Origin of the sequence: Aeromonas sp. L_1B5_3 (genome assembly GCF_963866575.1) — a bacterium.
In the GTDB taxonomy this organism is placed as follows: Bacteria; Pseudomonadota; Gammaproteobacteria; order Enterobacterales; family Aeromonadaceae; genus Aeromonas; species Aeromonas jandaei.
Map to the genome: position 1 here is coordinate 1 of NZ_CAWMDN010000167.1, position 10,946 is coordinate 10,946.

A 10,946-nucleotide genomic window follows, 5' to 3' on the forward strand; every position below is an offset into this window, starting at 1 on the left:
ACTTGTTCGCACCTTCCCTAGCATGCTGATGTAGTGCCCGCTCATGTGCGTGATACTCCGCAGTCATGATGAACAGCTTCGAAACTCCATTTTTCGTGACATATACATCTCCGCTGAATATCTCCTGTGTACCCATAAATTACTTTAACGATTTCGTTCATGGCTGTCTGACGCTGGGCGTCGGGCGGGGAAGGAGTGCCAGATATCATCTAAAGAGGGAGTGATATCGAAAGTGGCTTGGCCATTTCGTATACGCGACGGCTTTGATGATTGCAGCTTACGCTGCATAGGGCCACATCCAAGAAAATGACATTAGTGTATCTCTATTGTTGTCCATAACTACCTGTCGTTACCACATTTCCGTTCAACTCATAGTCCGCAAAAAACAAAAATGACCCAGCCCATGAGGCCAATAGTGTCTGTTGATCTCGCATCAGCTAGTAGTTCCCTTCTAGCAAGCTCCGGATGAGTTCGACACAAGTCATATGTTGCGACCTACCGCTCTGCTAGCACGGATGCATCCGAAATCAACTCAGCCAAGCTGTGTGCGTGGCTGGCAGCTGGGTTTGGTGGTAAAATATTAGGGTGTTGGGAGATCCCAACTATACACGACTATACACACCAAAAAAATCAATGTAAGTCATTGATTATTCGGCGCTATTAGGTAGTGCCTTCCTGATTTGCAATCAGATACGAAGAGTCCGACATGTTTAGACCAGAATTGCTCTCCCCCGCAGGTTCCCTCAAGAACATGCGTTACGCCTACGCCTATGGCGCCGATGCCGTCTATGCCGGCCAACCCCGTTACAGCCTGCGGGTGCGTAACAACGAATTCGATCACGAGAACCTGCAGCTTGGCATCAACGAAGCCCATGCCCTTGGCAAGCAGTTCTACGTGGTGGCCAACATCCAGCCCCACAACTCCAAGCTCAAGACCTTTATCCGCGACATGCGTCCGGTGGTGGAGATGAAGCCGGATGCGCTGATCATGTCCGACCCCGGTCTCATCATGATGATGCGCGAAGCTTTCCCTGATATGCCTATTCACCTGTCAGTGCAGGCCAACGCGGTTAACTGGGCCACGGTGAAGTTCTGGCATCAGATGGGTCTTACCCGGGTCATCCTCTCCCGCGAGCTGTCGCTGGACGAGATCGAGGAGATCCGCATGCAGGTGCCGGAGATGGAGCTGGAAGTGTTCGTTCACGGGGCGCTGTGCATGGCCTACTCCGGCCGTTGCCTGCTCTCCGGCTATATCAACAAGCGTGACCCCAACCAGGGCACCTGCACCAACTCCTGCCGCTGGGAGTACAAGGTACACGAGGGCAAGGAAGACGAAGTTGGCCAGATCGTCCATCGTCAGGAACCTATCGCGGTGCAGAAAGTTGACCCGACTTTGGGCCTCGGCAAGCCGAGCGATGCACTGGTGCTGCTGGAGGAGTCCAACCGTCCGGGCGAGTACATGAGCGCGTTTGAGGACGAGCACGGCACCTACATCATGAACTCCAAGGACCTACGTGCCATCGAGCACGTTGAGCGTCTGACCAGGATGGGCGTTCACTCGCTGAAAATCGAAGGCCGCACCAAGTCCTTCTACTACTGCGCCCGCACCGCTCAGGTCTATCGCAAGGCCATCGACGATGCAGTGGCGGGTCGTCCGTTCGATCGCAGCCTGATGGGCACCCTCGAAAACCTGGCTCACCGCGGCTATACCGAGGGCTTCCTGCGCCGTCACAACCACAGCGAATACCAGAACTACGACTACGGCTACTCTGTCTCCGACACCCAGCAGTTTGTCGGCGAGATCACCGGTCGCCGTGGCGACATGGTGGAAGTGGAAGTGAAGAACAAGTTCCTGGTTGGCAACAGCTTGGAGCTGATGACCCCGCAGGGCAACGTCCGCTTCAATCTGGAGCAGATGGAGAACCGCAAGGGCGAGCTCATCGACACCGCGCCGGGCAATGGTCACGTGGTCTATGTGCCGGTCCCCAAAGATCTGGATGTGAACTTCGGCATCCTGCTGCGCAACCTCGGGGATCGCGAAGACACGCGCAACCCCCATACGGCGGCTTGAGATGGCGCTGCTCATCACCGACAAGTGCATCAACTGTGACATGTGCGATCCCGAGTGCCCGAACCAGGCAATCAGCTTAGGGGAGGAGATCTACGAGATCGACCCCGGCCGCTGCACCGAGTGCGTCGGTCACTACGAGAAGCCTACTTGTATCAGTGTCTGCCCCATCGACTGCATCATCTGGGATCCCGCCCATGTGGAGACCGAAGATCAGCTGATGGAGAAGTTTGTGCGGATGCACAGGCAATAAATGCAAAAGGCCGGGTTATCCCGGCCTTTTTGATCCCCGCTCATCGAATGGGCACTACTTTTTGTTGACCAACCGGTTCAGCTCACCCAGCTCCCGCTGCGCCTCCAGCAAGTCGGTCTGAGCCTGTTCCAGCTTGCTCTGCTTGTCGGCTACCTTGCCCGGTTTGCCGGACACTCTGGCCTCCTGCAGTTCAAGCAGGCGCTCATTGACCTCTCCCCGCAGCTTGCTTACCCGTTGTTTCTGCTCCTTGAGGAGCCCTTCGTCGGAACAGTAGGCCCTGATATTACGCGCGGCCTGCTCCAGCCCGGCAATCTGCCCGGCATTGTTGTGTGCTTTGGCAAACACCAGCTGCTCGTTGACCGCCTGCAGGCGGGCCTTGCAACCGACAGGCTGACTGGCACAGGCCGAGCCAGCCAACAGCAGCAAGCCGGCTCCCAATACTTTCCACATCTCGATTCATCCGGTCTTGTTTGCGAGCTGACCATAAAAACCTCGATCGGCAGCAGGGTCAAGCAAGCGGGAAAAAGGTGCGACAGAAGTTGTGTCATATCACGCAATTGCCACCTTATTGGTTCTACAATGGCGCTCTTTCCAATCGGGAGTCTCTTATGAATCAACAAATTGTGGTGATTGCCAACGGTGCCCCCTATGGCAGCGAATCCCTGTTCAATGCCTTGCGTCTGGCCATTGCCCTCAACGAACAGGGCGGTGCCAGCCTCAAGCTGTTCCTGATGTCTGATGCGGTGAGCGCGGCGCTGGCCGGTCAGGCTCCGGCCGAAGGATACAACTTGCGCCAGATGCTGGAGATCCTGCTGGCACAAGGGGTCACCATTCGCCTGTGCAAAACCTGCACCGATGCTCGTGGTATCACCTCCCTGCCGCTGATCGAGGGTATCGAGATCGGCACCCTGCCGATGCTGGCCCAGTGGACCCTCGCCGCTGACAAGGTACTGACCTTCTAATACCGCTCGCCTGACGATCCAGCCCGATGAAATGGCTCTGTCGACAAGAGCCATTTCAGTCTCCATCCCACAAGTGTCTACACTATCAATTGCAAATTATTTCCAATAAGGCTACGGCAGCGACACGGAGTCCTGCCGGCCCCCTTGATAGAGAGCAGCGATGAAACCCACGGAACAGACCCTGCTGGAGCAGATGCGGATCACCGAATTTGAAATTGCCCATCGCAAAGAGCTGCTTTTGCTGAACGAACAGGATGTCGCTCTGCTGGCAAGTTACAGCGGCAAGATCGAGCCCCATATCGATGAGCTGGTCGACAAGTTTTACCAGCAGCAAACAGCTATAACCGAGATTGCCCTGCTGATAGGCGATGCCGATACCCTCAACCGGCTGCGAGCCGCCCAGCGGCGCTACATTCTCGATCTGTTCAGCGGTCTCTACGATCTGGAGTACGTCAACAACCGGCTGCGGATCGGGCTGGTGCACAAGCGGATCGGCGTCGAACCCAAGCTCTATCTGGCTGCCATCAACACCCTCAAGGCGCTGCTGATCGAAAACATCTTTGACCAAATCGGCAACGAGAGCGAGCGGATCGCCATGCTGGCGGCGCTGGACAAGCTGATCCTGTTCGACATCACGCTGGTCTTCGAGACCTATATCCGCAGCCTGGTGTCAGAGATCGAGTCGTCCAGAGAGAAATCGGAGAACTATGCGAAAAGCCTCGAACAGAAGGTTCGCGAGCGCACCCATCAGCTGGAGGAGCTCAACCGCACCGATGCGCTGACGGGATTGCTCAACGTTCGCCACCTCAACGATCAGCTGCAGCTGACGCTGCGCTCCTGCCAGCGACGGGCCGAACCGGTGGCCATCGCCTACCTCGATATCGACAACTTCAAGCAGATCAACGACAGCGAGGGGCACCAGCGCGGGGACGAGATCCTGCGCACCGTCGGTACCTGCATCCGTCAGGTCTTTCGCAGCGAAGACTGCTGCTTTCGCTATGGCGGGGATGAGTTCTGCCTGATCCTGCCCAACTGCAACGAGGCGCAGGCGCGGGATATCTATCTCAAGCGACTGACCCAGGCGATAAAGGATCAACTGGCCGGGATCACCCTCAGTATCGGCATAGTGCAGACCGGCCCCGAACATTACGACGAGGGGCTAAACCTGATCCGGCTGGCGGACGAGCGGATGTATGCCGCCAAGCGAGCCCTCAAGACAGTTTCCCCCAAAGAGCGCCATTGAGCACTCAGTTGCTGCCGGGCTTCGACACGGCTGCCGCAGGGTGCCGCACGCGGGCTCCCCGTTCATAGAGCCAGAAGATGGCCACGCAGAGCAGCGCCATCAGCAGGAATAGCAGCTGTCCACTCCACTGCTCCAGGATCCAGCCCCCCAGCAGAGCCCCGACGGCGCTGCCCAAGCCTGCCAGTGCACTGGCACCAAAATAGCTCCCCTTGAGATGGCCGGGCGCCATCTGGTCGATCAGCACGTTGAGCAGTGGAAAGAGGATGGTCTCGCCGATACTGAGCAACAGCACAGCGCCAAACCAGTGGCTACGCACCAGCGGATCCCCTGCGGCAAACAGCAGCTGGGCCGCCAGAAACAGAGCCATGCCGATATGAAGCCGCACCCGCACCGGCCAGCGCGAGAGCAGCCGCAGCAGCGGGAACTGCAGCAACACCACCGTCAGGGCATTGGTCGCCACCAGCAAGGCAACCAGCTCGGCTACCTGCGGCATACCGGCGCGGGTCAGGTACTGAACCAGTGGCGAGTGAAACTGGGAGTAGACCAATACCATCAGCAGATTGGCCATCACCAGCAGCAGGAAAGCGCGATCCGCCAGCAACACCTGGATGGCATCGCGCAAGCCGGGACCGGCTGCGCTATTCCTGTCAGAGGAACCCGCCCGACGAAAGCCCCAGCCAAAGGCGACACCCAGCAGCAGATAGCTCGTGGCCAGAAAGAGGAAAGTCTCCTGCTGGGCATTGATCCCGAGCGTCACCCCGAGCAACGGCCCCAGCGCGGCGCCGAGGTTGAGCAGGAAATAGCGCAGGTGCAGAGCCAGCTCCCGCGCCTTGGCCGACGCCAGGCTATCAGCCATCAGCGCCTTGCCAGGCGCATCGATAAGCCCGGAGGCAAGCCCGCTCCCCATCACTCCGACGCCAAGCCAGAGTACGGAGTGGGAAAAGCCGAGCAAACCAAAACAGAGCATCGCCACTAGACAACCGCCGAGCAGAATGCTGTTCCGCCCGAAGCGATCAGAAAGCCAACCGCCGTAGAAACTCACCAGCGTCGAGAGCGCTGCCGAGCCCCCCAGCAGCAGGCCGATGAGGGTTGCCGAGAGGTCATACTCCCGATAGAGCAGGATGGAAAGAAAGGGCCACACCATGTAGTAGCTGGTGCGCACCATGAAGGTGCCCAGAATGACGATCCAGACCAGCGGGGTAAATTGCCTGAAGGTGCTCCATGGCATTGGCATGCTCCCTGGCCCGTAGGCCCTGCATTGAAAGGGGAAAGCCTTCAGTTGTAACAGAGGAGTTGAATGGAGACAACCTTCCTCGCCACAGTGTTGCAATCGGCAACACGCCCTGCAACGTGGCCAAAAAACGAGGCCAGCCGGATTGCCCCGACTGGCCTCGCTCACCACTTGTCACGCCCGGTGCGGGTCGCGACTCAGCGCCAGGGGCTCTGCTGCCACAGGCGGCCAAGCCCGGCTTCCAGCGCCTGTGCGCCCTGCTGCCCCAATTTCTGGGTCAGGCTCTTGGGCCGGCTGTAGCGAATGCCTACCACCTTGTGCTGGCTGGCCTGCGCCAGCAGGTAGTCATCACTGGTACAGAGGCTATCCACCAGCCCCAATCCCTTGGCCTGACTCGCCAGCCAGTGCTCGCCGGTGGTGACCAGATCGATATCGAGCTGCGGCCGGTGCTCGGCAACAAACTGCTTGAAGCGCTCGTGGATAGCGGCCAGCTCCTCACGAAATTTCTCGCGCCCCAGATCATCGTTCTCGCCAAACATGGTGATGGTACGCTTGTACTGACCTGCGGTGTGCATCTCGAACTCGATGTCGTGCTTTTTCAGCAGCTTGTTGAAGTTCGGCATCTGGGCGATCACCCCGATGGAGCCCACGATGGCAAACGGCGCCGCCAGGATCTGATCCGCCACGCAGGCCATCATGTAGCCGCCGCTCGCAGCCACCTTGTCGATGGCCACGGTAAGCTTGATCCCCTTGTCACGCAGCCGCTGCAGCTGGGAAGCGGCAAGACCGTAGCCATGCACCACACCGCCACCGGACTCAAGGCGCAGCAGCACCTCGTCGCCCGGCTGTGCTACGCCGATCACCGCGCTCACTTCTTCGCGCAGTGATGCAACCTCTTTGGCATCCATGCTGCCATTGAAATCGATAACGAACAGCCGGCTGCGTTCGTCACCCGCCTTGGCACGCTTTTTCTGCTCCTCTTTCTGCTGCTTCTCCAGCACTTTGCGCTCGGCCTTGCTGGACAGTGCGCTCTTGAGTGCAAACTGCCCCTGCTCCAGCTCGTTAGAAAGATCGGTCACCACCAGCTCGCCCTTGCGCGCCTTGGGTTGACGACTGCTGACCACCATCAGGACGATGGCGCCGATGGCCAGCAGAAAGGTCACGGTTTTGGCCAGAAACAGGCCATATTCGGTCAAAAATGTCACGGTGGACTCCAGAGAGGATCGGTTTTGTCACATTCTAGGGAGTTTGCCGGACGCGCGCAAAAACTCTGCATCAAGCCGTTAAAAATCCAACCTGATACTCACAACCCCTCTATTTTCTTCACATTTTTTCGGCGATGAGCTGGTCAAACCGAGGCGCGGATCAGTACACTTGGCCTCGATTGCCATGCACTTATGGCCGGAATTTGTTAACAGGAGTTGCCATGCTCGATTATCAGGCCCCCCGCGATCTGCTCAGGGAGAAGGTCATTCTGGTCACCGGTGCCGGAGACGGGATCGGCCGCGAAGCCGCCCTCACCTATGCCGCCCACGGCGCTACCGTGATCCTGCTCGGCCGCACCAGTGCCAAACTTGAAGCCGTCTATGACCAGATTGAGGCTGCCGGTCACCCGCTGCCCGCCATCGTCCCGCTCGATCTGAAAACCGCAACCGCCGCCGATTATCGTGGACTGGCCACCACCTTCACCCGCCAGTTTGGTCGCCTCGACGGCATTCTGTTCAATGCCGGACTGCTCGGCACCCTCTCCCCCTTCGAGCACATTCAGGAGAAGGAGTGGGACGAGGTGATGCAGGTCAACGTCAAATCGGAATTTCTGCTGACCCAGGCGCTGCTGCCGCTGGTTCGCCAGAGCGCCAAAGAGCACGGCGATGCCTCCATCGTCTACACCTCCTCCAGTGTGGGCCGCAAAGGACGGGCTTACTGGGGCACCTACGCCATCTCCAAATTTGCCATCGAGGGGATGATGGAAGTGCTGGCGGACGAGCTGGAAAACACCGGCGTGCGGGTCAATACCCTCAACCCGGGTGGCACCCGGACCAAGATGCGGGCCAGCGCCTTCCCGGCGGAAGATCCGATGAACCTCAAGACTCCGGCCGACCTGATGCCGCTCTACCTCTATCTGATGGGAAGCGACAGCCGGGGCAAAACCGGCCAGACCTTTGTGGCGCAGCCCAAATAAGCCAGGAAAGCGGCGCAGCCCAAATAAATCAACAAAATAACCGGGTTATTGCGAGACAGGGGTTAAATTGAATAGGGAGCCTCGGCTCCCTGCATCTCCCTGACTCCACCCTCTCCAATCAGGTTGAACTATGTTTCGTCCCAAAAGCACGTTTGAGCAATGGCGGATCTTTCAGGCAGTAGTCGACTGTGGCGGCTACGCCCAGGCGGCCGAGGCGCTGAACAAGAGCCAGTCCTCCCTCAACCATGCGGTTGCGAAGTTGCAGCAGAGTCTGGGGGTGCCCTTGCTGGAGGTGCGTGGCCGCAAAGCGGTGCTGACCCCGGCGGGGGAGATCTTCCTCAAGCGGGCGCGCCAGTTGAGCCAGCAAGTGGAGGAGCTGGAAAATCTGGCCAATAACCTGGAACGGCAGTGGGAGCCGCAGATCAACCTCTACGTCTCGGCGCTACAGCCAAGGGAGCGCCTCTACCGTGCGCTGGCCCACTTCTACCCCCGCAGCCGTGGCTGCCGGGTCAATCTGCACGAGCGTATTCACTGCCATTTCAATGCGTTGCAGCCGGGGGATCTGATGCTCTCGGAACATCTGCCGGGGGATCGCACCGGGCTGGTGCTGGACGAGGTGTGCCTGCGCCCTCTCTGCGCCGCCAACCACCCGCTGGCCCAGCTGGAGGGGCCCATCAGCCTCGATGACCTCACCAGCCACAACCAGATCAGCCTTCATCCCCCCATTCACCGCTCGGTGGACTGGAACGACGCGGATGATACCGGCTGGAAAGCGACGCACTATCACGAGGTGATCAGCATGATCCTGCAGGGTCTCGGCTACGCCTGGCTGCCACGCCATCTGGTGGAAGCTGAGCTGGCCTCCGGCGCGCTTGTGCAGCTCGATCTGGAGAGCGGCAACGAACGCCACCTCTACACCTACCTGCTTACCCTCTCTCCCGAATCACTTGGCCCCGCCACCGAGCTGCTGCTGCGCTGCCTGCGCAACGAGTATCAGGGCGAGCAGAGCCTCTCTGCGCAGGGTAAATAAGGCGCTACCCTTTTCTCCTAGACATTGGGCACTCGCCAGCAGGCGGCCAGCGCCACCATGGCCAGCACCAGTGCCACCATGAAGACACCGTGAAAGCTCCACACCTCCGCCACTATGCCGGCAATGGCCCCCGCCATGATGGAGCCGGTGCGGATGCTGTTCGAGAAGAGCGTGGTGGCAACCCCTGCCCGACCCGGCATCAGATCCTGAAAATAGGACATACCGATCCCCGCAACGATACCGATGAAGATGGCGTTGAAGAGCTGCAGCGCGATCAGTGCATAGTGGCTGGTGAAGCCCACCAGCCCGCCATAGAAGATGACACCGGCCAGCACCGCCAGCAGCATCATGGGCCGCTTGCCAAACCGCGCCGTGTAGTAGCCCGCCAGCAGCATGAAGGGGATCTCGAGGGCCGCAGCCGTCCCCATCAACACCCCGGCCAGCTTCTCGTCCATTCCCAGCTCGCGGGTGATGTAGAGCGGCATATTGATGAGGTACATGCTGTTGCAGGTCCACATCAGGGTGGACGCGATAAACAGCGCCCGCACCGAAGGATCCCGCCAGCTGCTGACCCGCTCGCTCTCCTCGGCCATCTTGGGCAACGGCAGAGAGGGGAGCCAGCGCCAGACCACCAGGGTACAGAGCAGATAGGCAACTGCGGAGGCGAGATACATCACCTCGAAGCCGTAGCCGATGGCCAGCGCAAAGGCGATGGGCGGACCGATGACCCAGGCCAGCGAGAACTGGGCACGCATCACCGAGCTGAACATGTCAGCCCGTTTGTTGCGGCTGTCGGAGTACTCCCGCGCCAGCGCAAACAGCTGGGGGCTGGCCGTGGCCGCCAGACTGGCCAGCAATACCCCCAGACTCACCAGAAGCCAGTAGTTGCGGTTCCAGGCAAACAGCAGGGAGAGGGCGATGCCGGCAAAACAGCAGCGCAGGATGAGGCGCTTGCGATCCCCTCGATTGTCGGAGCGATGGCCCAGCCACTGGCTGATCAGGATGCCAACCACGGCATTGATGGTGTAAAAGAAGCCCACCAGAAAGGGGCGCACCTGAACCTCTTGAGCAAGAAAGAGACTCAAGGTAGGTACCTGAAGCGCTACCGCCACACCGGTCATGAAGGTGACAGCAAGAAAAGAAAGGGATACGGGATCAGGACGTCTTGTTACCGCCGTCAGCAAGGCCATAGGATTACCATTCGTCGCGAAGCAGAAAATACGGAAGGTCAGAGCAGCAACCGCATGAAAAAACCGCACTTATCTTATGTCATTATCAAGAGCCGGCTCAAGGCTGCTCGCTCCGGGGTTGTCGCTTGCGGGGCGGGCCGCGACCCCGTAGAGTGAAAGCCCATCTGGCCAGCACAAGGAGTTCGCATGTTTGATTTTGATCGGGAAGTTGACCGCAGTGGCACCATGAGTCTGAAGTGGGACAAGTACAAGGGTCAGGATGTGTTGCCCATGTGGGTCGCCGACACCGACTTTGTCTCTCCGCCATCCGTGATCGAGGCGCTCACCAAGCGGGTGGCTCACGGCATTTTCGGCTACTCTCGCCCCTCCCCCCGACTGATCGAACTCATCATCGAACGGCTGGCCACCCGCTATGGCTGGGCCATCCAGCCGGAGTGGCTGGTATTTCTGCCCGGCGTGGTACCGGGGCTCAACCTTGCCTGCAAGGCATGGAGCCAGCATGGCCGCGGCATCATCACCCCCAAACCGGTCTACTACCCCTTCCTGCAGGCGCCGGGCTTCAACGACCGTCCCCTGCTCACCGTCCCCATGGTGGAAGAGGCTGGTCGCTGGGTGCTGGACCTTGCAGAACTGGAGCGCCAGGCCCCCTCGGCTGACCTGCTGCTGCTCTGCAACCCCCACAACCCGGGCGGTACCGTCTTTACCCGCGACGAGCTGCTGGCCATCGATGCCATCGCCGAGCGCCACAATCTGGTGATCTGCTCAGACGAGATCCACTGCGATCTGC

General features: G+C 59.4%; 11 protein-coding genes. 7 read left to right on the forward strand and 4 right to left on the reverse strand.

Going from position 1 to position 10,946, the window contains the following annotated elements; translation table 11 throughout:
• Nucleotides 1-706 precede the first annotated feature (706 nt).
• Nucleotides 707-2,071, forward strand: a complete 1,365-nt coding sequence (gene trhP, locus AACR93_RS22125; RefSeq protein ID WP_043851990.1) for a prephenate-dependent tRNA uridine(34) hydroxylase TrhP — start codon at nt 707-709, stop codon at nt 2,069-2,071.
• Between the two features lies 1 nt (nt 2,072).
• Nucleotides 2,073-2,321, forward strand: a complete 249-nt coding sequence (locus tag AACR93_RS22130; protein WP_041210724.1) for a YfhL family 4Fe-4S dicluster ferredoxin — start codon at nt 2,073-2,075, stop codon at nt 2,319-2,321.
• Between the two features lie 54 nt (nt 2,322-2,375).
• Here the strand turns inward: AACR93_RS22130 and AACR93_RS22135 are convergent, their stop codons facing one another.
• Nucleotides 2,376-2,771: a DUF1090 domain-containing protein gene (locus tag AACR93_RS22135; protein WP_043851991.1), complete on the reverse strand. Its 396-nt coding sequence runs from the start codon at nt 2,769-2,771 to the stop codon at nt 2,376-2,378.
• Nucleotides 2,772-2,929: 158 nt separating this feature from the next.
• On the opposite strand from AACR93_RS22135, the gene AACR93_RS22140 reads away from it, so the two are divergent.
• Both AACR93_RS22140 and AACR93_RS22145 read left to right on the forward strand, forming a co-directional pair.
• Nucleotides 2,930-3,283, forward strand: a complete 354-nt coding sequence (locus tag AACR93_RS22140; protein WP_043851992.1) for a DsrE/DsrF/TusD sulfur relay family protein — start codon at nt 2,930-2,932, stop codon at nt 3,281-3,283.
• 160 nt (nt 3,284-3,443) lie between these two features.
• Nucleotides 3,444-4,526 (forward strand): protoglobin domain-containing protein, encoded by a 1,083-nt coding sequence (locus AACR93_RS22145; RefSeq protein WP_043851993.1) that lies wholly within the window; start codon nt 3,444-3,446, stop codon nt 4,524-4,526.
• Between the two features lie 4 nt (nt 4,527-4,530).
• Here the strand turns inward: AACR93_RS22145 and AACR93_RS22150 are convergent, their stop codons facing one another.
• Both AACR93_RS22150 and sohB read right to left on the reverse strand, forming a co-directional pair.
• Nucleotides 4,531-5,754 carry an MFS transporter gene (locus AACR93_RS22150; protein WP_043851994.1) on the reverse strand — a complete coding sequence of 408 codons (1,224 nt, stop codon included), beginning with the start codon at nt 5,752-5,754 and terminating at the stop codon, nt 4,531-4,533.
• Between the two features lie 200 nt (nt 5,755-5,954).
• A complete protein-coding gene (gene sohB / locus AACR93_RS22155) occupies nt 5,955-6,962 on the reverse strand; it encodes a protease SohB (RefSeq protein ID WP_043851995.1) in 1,008 nt (335 codons plus the stop codon).
• A gap of 221 nt (nt 6,963-7,183) precedes the next feature.
• Here sohB and AACR93_RS22160 point away from each other — a divergent pair, with 221 nt between their 5' ends.
• A complete protein-coding gene (locus AACR93_RS22160; RefSeq protein ID WP_042030069.1) occupies nt 7,184-7,939 on the forward strand; it encodes a YciK family oxidoreductase in 756 nt (251 codons plus the stop codon).
• Between the two features lie 130 nt (nt 7,940-8,069).
• A complete protein-coding gene (locus tag AACR93_RS22165) occupies nt 8,070-8,969 on the forward strand; it encodes a LysR family transcriptional regulator (RefSeq protein WP_043851996.1) in 900 nt (299 codons plus the stop codon).
• Between the two features lie 17 nt (nt 8,970-8,986).
• Here the strand turns inward: AACR93_RS22165 and AACR93_RS22170 are convergent, their stop codons facing one another.
• Entirely contained in the window at nt 8,987-10,159 is a 1,173-nt protein-coding gene (locus AACR93_RS22170; RefSeq protein ID WP_043851997.1) for an MFS transporter, read from the reverse strand.
• Between the two features lie 186 nt (nt 10,160-10,345).
• Between AACR93_RS22170 and AACR93_RS22175 the strand changes: the two genes are divergently transcribed.
• The coding region (locus AACR93_RS22175) for a MalY/PatB family protein (RefSeq protein ID WP_043851998.1) at nt 10,346-10,946 on the forward strand (601 nt) is incomplete at its 3' end.